13 protein-coding genes, 1 other RNA gene and 1 other annotated feature are annotated in these 16,771 nt (G+C 43.3%); of the genes, 13 read left to right on the forward strand and 1 reads right to left on the reverse strand.

What is annotated here, in order from left to right; translation table 11 throughout:
* The first annotated feature begins 35 nt into the window (after window positions 1–35).
* Both BTO28_RS06395 and secDF read left to right on the forward strand, forming a co-directional pair.
* Entirely contained in the window at window positions 36–350 is a 315-nt protein-coding gene (locus tag BTO28_RS06395; RefSeq protein WP_076764703.1) for a post-transcriptional regulator, read from the forward strand.
* A 115-nt stretch (window positions 351–465) separates the two neighbouring features.
* Window positions 466–2,730 (forward strand): protein translocase subunit SecDF, encoded by a 2,265-nt coding sequence (gene secDF / locus BTO28_RS06400; RefSeq protein WP_076764704.1) that lies wholly within the window; start codon window positions 466–468, stop codon window positions 2,728–2,730.
* Between the two features lie 33 nt (window positions 2,731–2,763).
* Here secDF and BTO28_RS06405 read toward each other — a convergent pair whose 3' ends face one another.
* Complete coding sequence (locus BTO28_RS06405; RefSeq protein WP_076764705.1) at window positions 2,764–3,807, reverse strand: C45 family autoproteolytic acyltransferase/hydolase; 1,044 nt, start codon at window positions 3,805–3,807, stop codon at window positions 2,764–2,766.
* Between the two features lie 128 nt (window positions 3,808–3,935).
* On the opposite strand from BTO28_RS06405, the gene BTO28_RS06410 reads away from it, so the two are divergent.
* From BTO28_RS06410 to BTO28_RS06460, 11 genes are all read left to right on the forward strand, one after another.
* Window positions 3,936–4,268: a LapA family protein gene (locus BTO28_RS06410; RefSeq protein WP_076764706.1), complete on the forward strand. Its 333-nt coding sequence runs from the start codon at window positions 3,936–3,938 to the stop codon at window positions 4,266–4,268.
* 105 nt (window positions 4,269–4,373) lie between these two features.
* Window positions 4,374–6,710: a single-stranded-DNA-specific exonuclease RecJ gene (recJ, locus tag BTO28_RS06415; RefSeq protein ID WP_076764707.1), complete on the forward strand. Its 2,337-nt coding sequence runs from the start codon at window positions 4,374–4,376 to the stop codon at window positions 6,708–6,710.
* Window positions 6,707–7,222, forward strand: a complete 516-nt coding sequence (locus tag BTO28_RS06420; RefSeq protein ID WP_076764708.1) for an adenine phosphoribosyltransferase — start codon at window positions 6,707–6,709, stop codon at window positions 7,220–7,222. Before recJ ends, BTO28_RS06420 begins: the two co-directional genes overlap by 4 nt.
* Window positions 7,223–7,338: 116 nt before the next feature.
* Window positions 7,339–9,537, forward strand: a complete 2,199-nt coding sequence (locus BTO28_RS06425; protein WP_076764709.1) for a RelA/SpoT family protein — start codon at window positions 7,339–7,341, stop codon at window positions 9,535–9,537.
* Window positions 9,538–9,552: 15 nt separating this feature from the next.
* Window positions 9,553–9,996 carry a D-aminoacyl-tRNA deacylase gene (gene dtd, locus BTO28_RS06430; protein WP_076764710.1) on the forward strand — a complete coding sequence of 148 codons (444 nt, stop codon included), beginning with the start codon at window positions 9,553–9,555 and terminating at the stop codon, window positions 9,994–9,996.
* 146 nt (window positions 9,997–10,142) lie between these two features.
* Window positions 10,143–10,351 (forward strand) — a binding site (T-box leader).
* Between the two features lie 56 nt (window positions 10,352–10,407).
* The gene (gene hisS / locus BTO28_RS06435) at window positions 10,408–11,685 is read left to right on the forward strand and encodes a histidine--tRNA ligase (protein WP_076764711.1); all 1,278 of its coding nucleotides are present in this window, start codon (window positions 10,408–10,410) and stop codon (window positions 11,683–11,685) included.
* A complete protein-coding gene (gene aspS / locus BTO28_RS06440) occupies window positions 11,686–13,458 on the forward strand; it encodes an aspartate--tRNA ligase (protein ID WP_076764712.1) in 1,773 nt (590 codons plus the stop codon).
* Between the two features lie 92 nt (window positions 13,459–13,550).
* Window positions 13,551–13,737, forward strand: a non-coding RNA gene (ssrS, locus tag BTO28_RS06445) — 6S RNA.
* A 37-nt stretch (window positions 13,738–13,774) separates the two neighbouring features.
* On the forward strand, window positions 13,775–14,536 hold the full coding sequence (locus tag BTO28_RS06450) for a tRNA threonylcarbamoyladenosine dehydratase (protein WP_076764713.1): 762 nt from the start codon (window positions 13,775–13,777) through the stop codon (window positions 14,534–14,536).
* A 112-nt stretch (window positions 14,537–14,648) separates the two neighbouring features.
* Window positions 14,649–15,890, forward strand: a complete 1,242-nt coding sequence (locus BTO28_RS06455) for an EAL and HDOD domain-containing protein (protein WP_076764714.1) — start codon at window positions 14,649–14,651, stop codon at window positions 15,888–15,890.
* A 95-nt stretch (window positions 15,891–15,985) separates the two neighbouring features.
* Window positions 15,986–16,771, forward strand: a complete 786-nt coding sequence (locus BTO28_RS06460; RefSeq protein WP_076764715.1) for a hypothetical protein — start codon at window positions 15,986–15,988, stop codon at window positions 16,769–16,771.

Raw genomic sequence — 16,771 nt, forward strand, 5'->3', positions numbered from 1 at the left:
ACAAAGAGGGACGAGCATGACAGGGGGGAAGATTGATGGAAATGCATCCGTATGAAAGACACTATCACAAGCTTTTGCCTGCATTAGTTAGTAAAGTAGAAGAGTTCAAGCTGTTTCAGTATGAAACGGCGGATGTTCCAACTTTATGGTCTTATTTAACAAAAAAAAAATGGAAAACGTCAGAAAAAGATCTGGCGATTTCAAAACTTGTAGCGGATGTATTATCTGTGAAGCCGGGTGAGTATATGAATTTTAGGCAGGTAAACGCGTATAAATCTCCTGAATGGAGTGAGCCCCTTTCAGATCAAGAAATGAGCTTTTTGTTTGAACCGCGTAAAGATAGGGAGTAAATTGACAGTCTCTTTTTTCTCATTCATAATGAATTGTGCTGAGGAATTCTGGTGAACGATGCCGGAATTTTTTTCATCAATTGTTTTTTTAGTATATTAAGGAGTGGAAATTGAAATGGTTAAGCGGAGCCGGATCGTGTCGTTTTTTCTCATCGTCGTTGTCTTATTTAGCACGATGGGCGGAACAGCGAACGAGATCTTGAAAAATATTAAACTCGGTCTGGATTTACAGGGTGGATTTGAAGTGCTGTATGAAGTAGAGCCTGTAAAAGAAGGACAAAAAATTACCGAAAGTGTTGTAGCGGATACTGCAGAAGCTTTAGATAAGCGCATCAATGTTCTCGGTGTCAGTGAACCGAGTATTCAGGTGGAAGAAGGGAACCGTATACGCGTCCAGCTTGCTGGTGTAGAGGATCAGGAGCAGGCACGCAGTTTGCTGTCCACCCAGGCAAATTTATCATTTCGTGATGTAAACGACAAGCTGATGATGGACGGAAGCGATTTGGTTGAAGGTGGCGCTTCGCAGTCGTTTACCGAAAACGGCCAGCCAAACGTAGTCATTAAGCTAAAAGATAGCGAGAAGTTTAAAGAGGTAACGGAAAAAATTGTTGCCATGGCACCGAACAACCAGCTTGTCATTTGGCTCGATTTTGAAGAAGGCAAAGATTCATTTGCAGCGGAGAGTCAAAAAGAAGATCCCAAATTTTTGTCTGCCCCTAATGTAAGTGAAGTCTTTGATACAAATGAAGTGACGATCGAAGGAAGTTTTACTGCTGAAGAAGCACAGAACTTAGCTGCAATGCTAAAAGCAGGTGCGCTTCCAGTAAAACTGAATGAGGTGTATTCGACATCTGTAGGCGCCCAATTTGGTGTACAGGCCCTCGATCAAACCATTTTTGCCGGAATTGTCGGTATTGGACTTATATTCCTGTTCATGATTATCTATTACCGCCTGCCAGGTGCTGTCGCCGTCATTACATTGTCAGCCTTTCTCTATTTAACATTGCTTTTTTTCGAATTGGTGAATGGTGTCATGACACTTCCAGGTATTGCAGCGCTTATTCTCGGTGTTGGAATGGCGGTGGATGCGAATATTATTACATTTGAGCGGATTCGTGAAGAAATAAAAATTGGCCGTCCAATACGTGCGGCGTTTCAAACCGGAAGCAAAAATGCTTTCCTAACCGTTGTAGATGCCAATCTGACTACCCTGCTGGCCGGGGGCGTTCTGTTTTATTTTGGCACAAGTTCGGTAAAAGGTTTTGCGACGACTCTAATTATTAGTATTATCGTTAGCTTTATCACCTCTATATGGGGTGCACGCGTTTTACTCGGTTTGCTTGTAAACAGTAACTGGCTGAAAGATAAACCCGGACTATTTGGTGTGAAAAAATCAGATATCCATCCGATCAGTGAAGGGTATGAGGCGCTTGATTTGCCAACGCGCTTCGATAAATTTGATTTCGTTAAACCGCACAAAAAACTGTTTGCATTTTCTCTAGTGGCGATCATTGCGGGTATGATCGTGCTCGGCATATTCCGTCTGAATCTAGGAATCGATTTTTCAAGCGGGTCACGCCTGGAGTTTATGGCAAGTGAACCGGTAACGGAACAGGCTGTTCAGGCAGAGCTGGAAAAAACGGGATTTGAAGCGGGGACACCGTCTATTGGCGGCAACGATAACACAATTGTGTCAGCGCGCTTTGATAAGGCGTTAACACAAACGGAAATTGCTAAAGTGAAAGCACAGTTCAATGAAGCATTTGGGGTTGAACCAAACGTAAGTACTGTATCGCCTGTTATCGGGAAAGAACTTGCTAAAAATGCAGTGAAGGCGCTGGCGATTGCAGCGATCGGCATCATATTGTATGTGGCATTTCGTTTTGAGCTTTATATGGGTGTTGCAGCTGTTCTGGCACTGCTGCATGATGTATTTTTCATTATCGCGTTTTTCAGCTTAACGCGTCTTGAAGTAGATATTACATTTATTGCTGCGGTTCTGACGATCGTCGGTTATTCGATTAATGATACAATCGTAACGTTTGACCGGATGCGTGAAAATATGATGAAAAAGCGAAAAATTACAGCACCGGAAGAACTGGACGATATCGTCAATAAAAGTTTGCGTCAAACATTAACCCGGTCATTAAACACAGTCTTAACTGTTGTTATTGCCGTTGTGGCGCTTATCATTTTTGGCAGCCCATCTATTTTGAACTTCTCGATTGCCCTGCTTGTCGGCTTAATTGGCGGTGCGTACTCATCGATCTTTATCGCCTCACAGCTGTGGCTCATCTGGAAAAAGAAAGAATTAAAGAAAAAAGGCACACTTATTACTTATAAAGAAAAAAATACAAATAAAGATGAGCTTCAAGTATAAGAAAAAGAGTCGGGGTCTGTACCCTGACTCTTTTTACATATGTACGAACATCTCACTGGAATCAATTTTTCCGAAAATGCGTGTGATCGGAAAACGCTCACCATTTTTCCATCTCTTGAAATCAATTGGGACGGGGCGTGCATTTTCGCCAATTCCGACGAGTACGCGCAAAGTAGCCGGCTCATACACGGTCGTATGAAGGGTGCCGGACCAGCTGCTATATTTTTTCTTGAAAACGCCGAATGATGGATCATTAAACAGTGTATAGGCTTCTCCAGCGGAATGAGGTTTTCGTGAATAGGATTCTAAAGCAGCAAGCCGTTCTTTTGATTCAGCCGTATGGTATCTATTTTCACCCGCCAATTGATCGGACAAAAAATGATTTGTACACACGAATGTATTTCGATGTACATGCACACCACGGGGGGATGCTTCGACAACAGCGCTCTGAAGCGATGCGTCATAAAGTGAATAATTAAATGAGTGGCGGTGTGGAACAGCTGAAAGGAGCTCAATTGCTTCTTCTGTCGTCGCACATGAATCAAGTATAAGCCGGGCAATCATGCTGCACGTAAAGCCTTCTTCAGCACGTCGGCGATTGACAAAGTGAAAACCGATAACGAGTCCTTTTTCATTCATCCCGTCAATACGTCCAACCATTCGGCCGCTTATGCCAATTGAAGCATAACCGTGATCCGGCTGCCAAAGCAAAAGCCTTCCTTCATACGTTTTTGGATGAAAGTCGTAATTCCGGGCAAATAAGCCATTTTGCATCATGGCAGAGCAGCCGCTGTTTACGTCATCAAGCTGAAAGCCGCTATATTCATGGATGACATCGTACAGTGTCCAGCCAAGTGCTTCCGCCATTCCTTCAAACTCTTCCCACATAACGGGCGCAAAATCATTAAAATACCGTTTGACACGCTGAAAATCAATGCTATACGAACGAATGGATTTTTTTCGCCGCTTTTGATGTATATGAAAGAGAGGCGTTACTTTTAATTTTTCCCCTGCTAAAACCCCGAGGTCATAATAGCTTCCTCTGCCTTGAATCACATTCACATAAAACCGCTGCATAACAATCCTGCTTTCTTTTTTCTTTATATCGTGATCGTTTTCAAGATGAATTTCAAGGAGAATGTTCTTCGGTATGTTTTGCGAGCCGTGACAATAGGGAAAAGAACCCCATGCAAGGAGGGATAAAGATGAAAATACAAACGGCACTAATTTTAGGATTGATTTTTGCATTGGCAACAGCCATTTTTGCGGTAGTGAACGTTGATCCAGTCACCGTAAACTATGTATTTGGCCGAGGTGAGTGGCCGCTTATTCTTGTTATCTTATTTTCTATTTTAATGGGTGGTTCCGTTATTTTCATGTTCGGCTTGCTTCAAACAGCCAAGCTTAAGCAGCAAAATAAAGATCTTCTCCGTCAAAATGAGCTGCTAAAAAAAGAGCTGCATGAAATAAAACAGAAAAATCGAGAAACATTACATCCAGATGCAAATTCAATACGCTTGGTCCCGGATGGGGAATAATGAAAACCGGCACCGGAACGAAATGAAATCGTTTCGGTGCCGGTTTTCTCGTTATTGTCATTTCGTTATAGGAGCCGTATAATAAGTAGGTTGTGGGGTGAAATTATGTTGAAATCAAAAATGCGCTGGATTGTTCGTGACATTGACCGGCAAAAAAGCGAAGTGTTCGCAGAGGAAATTGGGACAAGCCCGCTCGCAGCATCATTGCTTTTAGGTCGTGGCATTGACAATATAGAAGAAGCGCGTGCTTTTTTATTTGAAGAAGGTGTTTCATTTCATGATCCATACTTATTAAAAGACATGGACAAAGCGATTGAACGGATTAAGCTCGCAAAAGAACAGAATGAGCCTGTTCTTGTCTATGGTGATTATGATGCAGACGGGGTGAGCAGCACGTCGGTGTTGATGACAGCTCTCCGTGATTATGGCATACATGCTGAATATTATATACCGAACCGTTTTACAGAAGGGTACGGGCCGAATGAACAGGCTTTTCGTAATGCAAAAGAGATGGGGTTCGGTTTAATTATTACCGTTGATACAGGGATCTCTGGCATTCACGAAGCACAGGTAGCAAAAGAAATTGGTGTTGATTTAATCATCACGGATCATCATGAGCCGGGTCCTGAACTGCCGGAAGCGCTGGCAATTATTCATCCAAAACATCCGGAGGGGTCCTATCCGTTTGGCTATCTAGCTGGCGTGGGTGTGGCATTTAAAGTCGCGCATGCTTTGTACGGTTATGTGCCGGAACATTTACTTGACCTTGCCGCGATTGGGACGATTGCCGATCTTGTACCTCTATATGGGGAAAATAGATTAATTGCGAAAAAAGGTATTTTAGCGCTTCGTCAGTCTGAACGGCCTGGAATCGTGGCGCTCTGCAAGCAGGCCGGTGCGGAGCAGTCATCGATAAACGAGGAGACGGTCGGCTTTACGATTGGACCGCGTATTAATGCAGCAGGGCGGCTTGATGATGCAGGCCCGGCAGCTGACTTAATGATGACTGATGATATGGACGAGGCCCTGATGCTCGCCGAAGAAATTGATGCGATGAATAAAGAGCGGCAGTCGATCGTCAATGAGATGACGAAAGAGGCAGTTGAAATCGTGAACCGTGATTTTCCACCTGATGAGTACCCGGTCATTATCGTTGGAAAAGAAGGATGGAATCCGGGCGTAGTCGGAATAGTGGCATCACGCTTGACTGATACATTTTACCGGCCATCGATTGTGCTTGGCTTTGATAGCGGAAAAGGCATTGCGAAAGGATCAGCCCGCAGCATAAAAGGGTTTGATTTATTTCAAAGCTTGTCTACATGCCGAGACATTTTGCCGCACTTTGGCGGTCATCCAATGGCAGCCGGCATGACTTTGTCAATTGATGACGTGGACGAGCTCCGCATGCGGATGGTTAAAATTGCGAACGAAACCTTGACAGAAGATGATTTCACACCGGTTATAAACGTTGACGCAGAAGCGGAGCTTGCTGATGTGACGATACAGGCCATTGAGGATTTGGACAAGCTTGCGCCGTTTGGCATGAACAACCCGAAACCCCTTTTTTACGTAAAAGATGCAAAACTTGCTGCGATGAAAAAAATCGGAGGAAATCAAACACATTTAAAAGTGTCGCTTGAACAGGATGGACAAATGATTGATGGAGTCGGGTTCGGAATGGGAGACTACGCGGATCAGATTGCAAAAACATCCGAAGTGTCGGTCATTGGAGAACTATCGATTAACGAATGGAATAATGTGCGCCGTCCGCAGTTTATACTTCGAGATATGCGTGTTGATGAATACCAGCTGTTTGATATGCGCGGCGGACAGCCGGCATCAAAGTGGTACAACGATGTGCCGGAAAGCCGAATGGTTATTTCGTTTTCAGAGGAATCAGCAGATCCTTCCATTATTACAGTAAAAACAATGGAGGAAGCTTCAGCCCTTTCCATTGATGAAAAAAATGTCGTTTTCCTTGATTTGCCGGAAGAAGAATCCGTTATCAAGGCATTGCTCATTGGAAAGCGGCCGGCTCGGATTTACGCACACTTTCACAGCTCCGGAGGTCATTTTTTCAGTACGATGCCAGCCCGGGATCATTTCAAATGGTATTATGCGTTTTTGTTGAAATCGGGACTGTTTGATGTGAAAAATCATGGCGAATTACTTGCCAAAAAGCAAGGGTGGTCTTATGATGCCATCCGGTTTATGTCGAAGGTGTTTTTTGAGCTTGGATTTGTTAAAATAAACGATGGAAAGATTGAAGTGCAAAAGGATGCGGTGAAGCGGGAATTAAGCGAATCGCCAGCCTACAGTCGTAAGCAGACGCAATACGAACTTGAACAAAAACTTCTGTATTCATCTTATCGTGATCTAAAGAACGTCATCGATGAATGGATCAAGCAGCCGGCTGCACACAGGGAGGAAATAAACAGATGAATTTAAGAGACTATATTAAAATTGTACCGGACTGGCCGAAACAAGGGGTGCAATTTAAAGATATTACACCGTTAATGGATAATGGGGAAGCATTCCGCTATGCAACGGATCAAATTGTAAAATATGCACGGGAAAAAGAAATTGATCTTGTTGTCGGTCCGGAAGCACGAGGCTTTATCGTCGGATGCCCGGTTGCGTATTCTCTTGGAGTCGGCTTTGCGCCCGTTCGGAAAGAAGGGAAGCTGCCGCGTGAAACAATAAAAGTGCAGTACGGTCTTGAATATGGCAAAGATGTGCTAACGATTCATAAAGATGCTGTAAAGCCGGGTCAGCGCGTATTAATTACGGATGACCTTCTCGCAACAGGCGGGACGATAGATGCAACAATTAAACTGGTTGAACAGCTCGGCGGTGTTGTAGCAGGTATTGCTTTTCTAATTGAATTAAATTATTTAAACGGACGAGCGAATCTGGACGGATATGACATTTTAACGCTCATACCATATGATTGATTCGACAAAATTCGCCCGATCGATAAAAAAAGTGCAGGATAGCTTTACATCCTGCACTTTTTTTCGATAATAAGAACAATTAGTTTTTTCGGAAAGGGCGAAGGTGAACAAATCATATGGCGAAAGACCAGATATTAACCGCCGACCAGGTCATTGACCGGACCCGTGCCTATTTAAATGAAGAGCATGTCGAATTTGTCCGGAAAGCATATGAATATGCGAAAGAAGCACATAAGCATCAATTCCGTAAGTCAGGAGAACCTTATATCATTCATCCGGTACAAGTGGCGGGTATATTGGCTGATTTAGAAATGGACCCTGCAACAGTCGCTTCTGGTTTTCTGCATGATGTTGTAGAAGACACTGACGTCACATTGCAGGATTTAACGGACGCGTTTAATCCGGAAGTAGCGATGCTTGTCGACGGTGTTACAAAGCTCGGGAAAATTAAATATAAGTCAAAAGAAGAGCAGCAAGCGGAAAACCATCGAAAAATGTTCGTTGCGATGGCACAGGATATACGGGTTATTTTGATTAAACTTGCTGACCGTCTTCACAATATGCGTACATTGAAACATTTGCCGCAGGAAAAACAGCGCCGAATCTCCAACGAAACACTTGAAATTTTTGCGCCGCTCGCTCATCGGCTTGGTATTTCGAAAATTAAATGGGAATTAGAAGATACAGCTCTTCGTTACTTAAATCCGCAACAATATTACAGAATTGTGAATTTAATGAAACGTAAGCGGGATGAACGTGAGGCTTACTTGGACGGTGTCATTGATGAAATGCGCGACCGTCTTGATGACATGGACATTCAGGCGGAAATTTCCGGCCGTCCGAAACACATTTATAGCATTTATCGGAAAATGGCAATGCAGCATAAGCAATTCAATGAAATTTATGATTTGCTGGCGGTCCGGATTGTTGTCGATAGTATTAAAGATTGTTATGCTGCCCTTGGCATTATTCATACATGCTGGAAACCGATGCCTGGCCGTTTTAAAGATTATATTGCCATGCCAAAAACGAATATGTACCAGTCCCTTCATACGACGGTGATCGGTCCGAAGGGAGATCCGCTTGAAGTGCAAATCCGGACAGAAGAGATGCACCGCATTGCTGAATTCGGGGTCGCCGCGCATTGGGCGTATAAGGAAGGGCGTACTGTAGACGAGAATGCCTCTTTTGAAAAGAAAATGACTTGGTTCCGGGAAATTCTTGATTTCCAAAATGAGTCTCAGGATGCCGAAGAATTTATGGAATCTCTGAAGATTGATTTATTTTCCGATATGGTATTTGTGTTTACACCGAAAGGCGACGTCATAGAACTTCCAGCTGGTTCTGTACCGATCGATTTCGCTTATCGTGTTCATTCGGAAATCGGCAATAAAACGATCGGTGCCAAAGTAAACGGAAAAATGGTCACGCTTGATTATAAACTGAAAACTGGCGATATAATGGAAGTGCTCACGTCGAAGCATTCATATGGTCCAAGTAAAGATTGGATTAAAATGGCGCAGACATCCCAAGCAAAAAATAAAATCCGCCAGTTTTTCAAAAAGCAAAACCGTGAAGAAAACGTTGAAAAAGGCCGTGACATGGTTGAACGTGAAATTAAAAATATGGAGTTTGACGTAAAAGAAGTTCTTACACAGCAAAACTTAAAACGAGTCGCGGAAAAATTCAACTTTTTAAATGAAGAAGATATGTATGCCGCTGTTGGTTATAACGGTGTTACAGCACTTCAAGTGGCAAACCGGCTGACCGAGAAACTTCGGAAGCAGCGCGATCAGGAAGCAGCCATTCAAGAAGTTGTCAAGGAAATTAAAACGCCGCAGAACCCGGCAGCACAGAAGAGAAATGCCGGTGTTACAGTTAAAGGGATTGACAATTTATTAATCCGGCTCTCGCGCTGCTGTAATCCTGTGCCAGGCGATGATATTGTCGGCTACATTACAAAAGGAAGAGGCGTCTCGGTGCATCGGGACGACTGTCCAAATGTTGTGGCTGATGAAGACACGGAAAACCGGCTCATCCCGGTGGAATGGGAATCTGGTGCGGCCAATCAAAAGGAATATCTCGTTGATATTGAAATTTCCGGCTATGACCGCCAAGGCCTTCTTAATGAAGTGCTGCAGGCAGTCAGTGAAACGAAAACAAATATTTCTGCGGTTTCCGGACGTTCGGACCGCAATAAAATGGCAAAAATTGATATGTCAATTTTCATTCGCAACGTGAATCATTTGCAAAAAGTGGTCGAGCGAATAAAGCAGATCCCGGATATTTACTCGGTCCGCCGCATTATGAATTGATTGAAGGTGTTTTAAATGAAAGTAGTCTTGCAGCGAAGCAAAAAAGCCTCTGTTGCTGTGGATGGAAAAATAACCGGTCAAATCGAATCTGGACTCGTGCTGCTTGTCGGCGTCACCCATGATGACACGGATCAAGATGCCGCCTGGTTAGCTGAAAAAATTGTTCACCTGCGCATATTTGAAGATGAAACAGGGAAAATGAATAAATCGTTGCTTGAATGCGATGGCGATATTTTATCAGTATCACAGTTTACGCTTTACGGCGACTGCAAAAAAGGGCGCCGCCCAAATTTCATGCAGGCGGCCGGCGGTGAACAGGCAAACGTTTTATATGAACAATTTAATCAACTTCTCCGGGAAAAAGGTGTATGTGTTGAAACCGGTGTGTTCGGAGCAATGATGGAGGTTTCACTCGTCAATGACGGTCCGGTCACACTGATTCTTGACAGCAAGCAATAAAACAAGCTTGAAAAACAGGGGAAAGTTTTTTATAATTTTTTCATCGGTTCTGCCAGTTAGCAGGCCACAAAGGTGTTGCACGGCTATGATGTACTGCTGAACACCGTATGACATTACGTATGCAGCCTTTGTTCCATAACGAATAATAAAAGCCGTTGACGAAGAAAAGTAATGAATAACCGCCCGGACAGAGAAAAATGCCAAGACTGAGAGCATTTACGGTGCGCCTTCATGAAAAGACACTTTCGAGGCGTTTTTCTGAACAAAAGTAGGAAAAACCGCGTATTGCGTTATCAAAAAAGTGAAAGCTCCGGCTTTAACGAGGGTGGCACCGCGGAAAACTTCCGTCCCTGCAAATATTTGTAGGGATGGAAGTTTTTTTATGTGGGCAATACATAAGGAGGAATGAGGATGTCAGTGAAGATTCCACGCGGCACGCAGGATATTTTGCCCGGACAATCAGAAAAATGGCAGTATATTGAAGCGATAGCGAAAGACGTATGCCGCCGCTATCATTACAAAGAAATTCGCACGCCAATTTTTGAACATACAGAGCTGTTTAAACGGGGTGTTGGTGATACAACCGATATCGTTCAAAAAGAAATGTATACGTTTGAGGACAGGGGTGAAAGGAGTTTAACACTCCGCCCTGAAGGGACTGCAGCCGTTGTCCGTTCATTCGTTGAAAATAAAATGTTCGGTCATCCTGATCAGCCGGTGAAAATGTTCTACACGGGCCCGATGTTTCGGTACGAACGCCCGCAGTCTGGACGTTATCGGCAGTTTGTCCAGTTTGGCGTGGAGGCAATCGGCAGTGAAGATCCGGCCATTGATGCGGAAGTGATTGCGCTTGTTATGGATATATACAAATCAGCCGGTTTGAAAAAACTAAACCTTGTGATCAACTCGCTTGGTGATGCTGAAAGCCGTAACGCACACCGGGAAGCGCTCATTGCGCATTTTGAACCGCGCATTATGGAGTTTTGTTCAGACTGTCAGACACGCCTGGCACAAAACCCGCTCCGCATACTTGATTGTAAAAAAGACCGGGATCACGAGTTGATGGCAACCGCTCCATCGATACTGGATTATTTAAATGAAGAATCAAAAGCCTATTTCAGCAAAGTGACTGGCTACTTAGATGCGCTAAACATTTCCTATACAATTGATCCGAAACTTGTGCGCGGTCTTGATTACTATAACCATACTGCATTCGAGGTAATGAGCGAAGCGGAAGGATTCGGCGCGATCACAACACTTTGCGGCGGAGGCCGGTATAACGGTCTTGTGAAGGATCTCGGCGGGCCGGATTCACCCGGTATCGGTTTCGCGTTCAGTATTGAACGGTTTATCGCCGCCATGGAAGCAGAAAGAATCGAATGGCAAGTTGATAAAGGTCTGGACTGCTATATTGTTGCGCTCGGCGAGGAAGCAAAAGATCGATCTGTTGCGCTAGTCCACCAGCTTCGCACAGCAGGGCTCTCTGCAGACCGCGATTATCAGGATCGTAAAATGAAAGCCCAGCTGAAAGCATCCGACCGTCAAAATGCCCGCTTTACGGCTATTCTCGGTGAGGATGAACTGGCAGAAAACCGCATTACGGTAAAAGATATGGCAGAAGGCTCTCAGGAAAATGTGACTTTACAGGAGCTCGCGAACTACGTAAAAACAAAATTGGAGGCGAACTAGATGTTTGGACGCACGTTTTATAACGGAGAAATGACAGAAGAACATATTGGACAGGAAGTATCATTAAAGGGATGGGTGCAGCGCCGCCGTGACCTCGGCAGCGTAATCTTCATTGATTTACGCGACCGCACAGGGATTATGCAAATCGTCTTTAATCCGGAAATTTCAGCTGAAGCACTTGCGGCAGCAGAAAAAGTGCGGAATGAATATGTACTGGATGTAAAAGGAACGATCGTTAAACGGGATCCCGAAACAGTAAATGAAAACATCCCAACTGGTACGATTGAAGTACATGTTACAGAAATTAACGTGCTGAGTGAAGCGAAAACACCACCGTTCATGATAGAAGACGGAACTGAGGTAAACGAAGATGTTCGATTGAAGTACCGCTATATTGACCTTCGCCGCCCGGTTATGTTCGATACGTTGAAAATGCGCAGTGATGTGACAAAAACGATTCGCGACTATTTAGACGATCATGGCTTCCTTGATGTGGAGACGCCGATTTTAACAAAATCAACACCGGAAGGCGCACGTGATTATTTAGTCCCAAGCCGTGTTCATCCGGGTGAATTTTATGCGCTTCCGCAGTCGCCGCAAATTTTTAAACAGTTATTAATGGTATCCGGCGTGGACCGCTATTATCAAATTGCCCGCTGCTTCCGTGATGAAGATTTGCGTGCAGACCGTCAGCCTGAATTCACACAAGTCGACATTGAAACGAGCTTTATGAGTCAAGAAGACATTATGCAAATGACGGAAGAAATGCTGAAAAAAGTCGTAAAACGTGTAAAAAATGTAGACATTACAGGTGCATTCCAGCGAATGACATATGATGAAGCAATGAACCGTTTTGGATCTGACAAACCGGATACACGTTTCGGCCTTGAATTGATCGACATGGCGGATGTTGTCCGCGGCTCAGGTTTCAAAGTGTTTGCACAAGTTGTGGAATCAGGCGGCCAGGTAAAAGCACTTTGTGTACCGGGCGGCGGTGAAAAATATTCGCGGAAAGACATTGATCATTTGACAGAATTCGCGGCCATTTACGGGGCAAAAGGCCTTGCCTGGCTGAAAGTCGAAGAAGATGGCTTAAAAGGACCGATTATAAAGTTCTTTACTGAAGAAGAACAGGCGAAAATGCTTGAAACGGCCGGCGCAAAAACAGGCGATTTAATTATGTTTGTCGCCGATAAAAAGAAAATCGTTGCTGATGCACTTGGTGCTCTTCGTTTAAAACTAGGCAAAGAGCTTGGCATGATCGACGAAACAAAATACAACTTCCTCTGGGTGACAGACTGGCCGCTTCTTGAGTATGACGAAGAAGAAGGACGTTACTATGCTGCACACCACCCGTTTACAATGCCTGCACGCGAAGATCTGGATAAACTTGAATCCGATCCAGGAGCTGTTAGTGCACAGGCGTACGATATCGTCTTAAACGGCTATGAGCTTGGCGGCGGATCCATCCGTATTTTCGAACGCGACATTCAAGAAAAAATGTTTAAACTGCTTGGGTTTACGGAAGAACAGGCAAAAGAACAATTCGGCTTCCTACTAGAGGCGTTTGAATACGGTACACCTCCACATGGCGGAATCGCACTTGGACTTGACCGTATGGTTATGCTTCTTGCAGGCCGTACAAACTTGCGTGATACAATCGCGTTCCCTAAAACAGCGAGTGCTGCTGATGTATTAACAAATGCACCAGGCGAAGTGTCGGAAGCGCAGTTGGAAGAATTGCATTTGCGTATCCGTCAAACAGCAAAATAAATGGAATGACCGAATAATTTAAATTTTCTGATTTATATTGGTTTTATGAGTTGACCACTTAAAAACCGTATGATAATATGTAATCAATAAGGCGAATCCTGATGTGTACGTTTGTTTTACTATTTGTTTTGACCGAACGCTGTATGTTTAGGGAGTCCGGGTTTTTTGGACAGCGCACATGCCCTTTGCGGGGACTTGCAACGCCTATAACAGGGCACCCACCTGCGATGAGCGGGTTCAAAACATATAATTTCACACGACGGCACGATTGGGATTCGCCGTCTTTTTTTATGTTCAAAAACAGGAGTGATTCTATATGCTTCATCAATTTTCGAGAAATGAATTGGCCTTCGGAAAAGAAGGACTTGAATTATTAAAAAATACAACGGTTGCTGTACTTGGCATTGGGGGTGTTGGTTCGTTTTCAGCTGAAGCGCTTGCCCGTTCTGGTGTTGGCCGGCTGATTCTTGTTGACAAAGACGTGATCGATATTACGAACGTAAACCGTCAGCTTCCTGCCCTATTATCAACTGTTGGCCAGCCGAAAGCGGACTTAATGAAAGAACGGATTGCTGATATTAACCCGGAATGTGAAGTCATTGCCTTAAAAATGTTTTATACAGAAGAAACGTATGAACAGTTTTTTAGCTATGGGCTCGATTTTGTTATTGATGCATCAGATACGATTTCTTACAAAATTCACTTAATGAAAGAATGTTTAAAGCGCAACATTCCGATTATATCAAGCATGGGTGCGGCTAATAAAATGGATCCAACCCGTTTTACAATAGCGGATATTTCGAAGACACACACGGATCCGATTGCGAAAGTTGTCCGTACTCGCCTCCGTAAAGAAGGAATTAAAAAAGGGATTCCTGTTGTCTTTTCCGACGAAAGTCCCATTGTTATCCGTGAGGATGTACGCCAGATCGTCGGAAATGATGATGCGGAAATCAGAAAAGCAAAAATGCCGCCTGCTTCAAATGCATTTGTTCCTTCTGTCGCTGGATTAATTATGGCGAGCTATGTCGTTCGTGAAGTGTTAAAAGACATTAAAATAGCTCGAGTAAATGATTAAACCGAACAAACCATCCAATTCAATAGGATGGTTTTTTATTCATCAAAAAAGTACTTTTATACCAAAAATTTGGTATAATAAACATAATTGATGAAGAACGGAGCATCGCAAAATGGACATCTTTCTTGCAAGGCAGCCAATATTTGATAAAAAAGAGCAAGTTCATGCATACGAACTGTTATACCGGAACGGGAAGATGAATGCCTTCCCGGAAATAGATATGGACCAGGCGACAATTGAAGTCCTTATTCATTCATTTGTCACGATTGGTGTTGAAAAGATTGCGAATGGACACCCTTGTTTTATTAATTTCACAGAAAATCTTTTAGAACGAAATATTGCCGAACATTTCAATCCACAGCACGTGGTCGTCGAAATTCTTGAAGATGTCCCTATTACTTCCTCTTTAATTGAAATTGCACGTGAATTGAAGTGGAAAGGCTTTTCGATTGCACTGGATGATTTTATATTAAATAAGGATTTCCATTTATACGATGAATTGTTTATGCTCACGAAGTACATAAAAGTTGATTTCTTGTACGCCACTCGGGAAGAGAGGTACGAAATAGAGCAGCTTGTTAAAAATAAATATCCGCACATTTCACTGCTGGCGGAAAAAGTGGAAACACGAGAGCAGTTTGAAGAAGCGAAGTGTGCAGGGTATGAGCTTTTCCAAGGCTATTTTTTTTCAAAGCCGCAAATTATTCAGGCAGCTGATATCCCGCCAAATGTGGCGCCATATTTTCATGTAATTAATTTGCTTCAAAGAGAACAACCCGAAATAGATGAAGTAGTTTCGGTCATTGAACGGGATGTGTCGCTATCTTATAGTTTACTGAAGCTGATTAATTCACCTGCACTCCGAACACGTTCGAAAATTAAATCCATTAAACAAGCAATAATGATGCTGGGGTTTATTGAACTAAAGAAATGGCTTTATGTCCTTGCACTGCGTGAGGGGAGAAATGATCGTTCTGGAAACACGAAAGCACTAATGGATTCTTCACTGTTCAGGGCAAAAGCCTGTGAGCTGATGGCAAAAGATACGGATGCAGGCAACGCTTCAGAATTTTTTTTAGCGGGAATGTTTTCATTAATCGATGCGCTATTGAAGCGGCCGGTAACGGAAATTTTAAAACACATGCCGTTATCGGATGATGTTTATTCCACTTTATTAGGAAACAAAACAAATATTACACCATATTTAGAGCTGGCCATCGCGATGGATGAAGTCGATTGGGATGCGATGCAAGAATTAATGACAAAACTTAAATTTGATGAGAAATCAATTACAAGATATTATTCCGAAGCCCGACAGTGGGCAAATAAGTTAAATGAATCGTCAACCTTTTAAAAGGGTTGACGTTTTTTATTTGTAAAAAATGGTTGCCTGTATTTGTGTATTAGTGTACTATACCAATAGTACACTAATACACGGGGTGATGATTCATGTTGAAAGGGTTATTGAAAAAGGATTTTTGGCTGATAAAAACGTACATGTTGGTATGGCTGTGTGCTGTAGTTGTTATTTATGCAGCAGGCGCCGGGTTTGCGTCGTACCATGATCAATTTCATCTTGTTTTTCCATTTTTAATGATGCTGTATATGGGGCATATCGTCATGCTTCCGACTGCCGCCTGGATTCTACTTAAAGCGGAAGAAAAAGGACAGTATTGGCTTCACGGGACAGCGGGCGGAAAGAAATTGCTTTTATCCAAAATGATGATCTCATTCTTCGTCACGATGACGTCGCTTTTCGTAACAAATGTGCTGATGCTTATTAGTTTGATGATTTCGGTTCCGCTGCCATATTTTCCGCTCATGGAAAATGGGAGTTTTCCGTTCTTTGAAGGAGTACTGTTGAATGGCGGCATTACATTAGGCGCATTTTATTTTACATTATGGGGCTTGTTTTTATGGGCATTCTACCATTCATTGACGAAATACCCGGTTCTGAAAAAAATACGCTGGGTGATCATTATTGCGATGTATCTCATTATTCAAACAGTTATTGCACGAATCACGGAATGGAAAATGGTGCAGTCATTCTTTAATCAGTGGACGATTCAAGTCGGCTTGCCTGAATCAAAGTTTGAAACGTATAATGCGATGAGTTTTAGTTTTACGATGACTGGTGGAGAAATCCAAGTATGGCCGATCGTGCTGGGGGCGATTTATTTGCTCATCTTGTTTCTGGCAGCCGGGTGGCTTCTTGATCGAAAAGTAGAGGTGTAA

It is taken from the genome of Domibacillus epiphyticus (genome assembly GCF_001975785.1).
GTDB classification, from domain to species: domain Bacteria; phylum Bacillota; class Bacilli; order Bacillales; family Domibacillaceae; genus Domibacillus; species Domibacillus epiphyticus.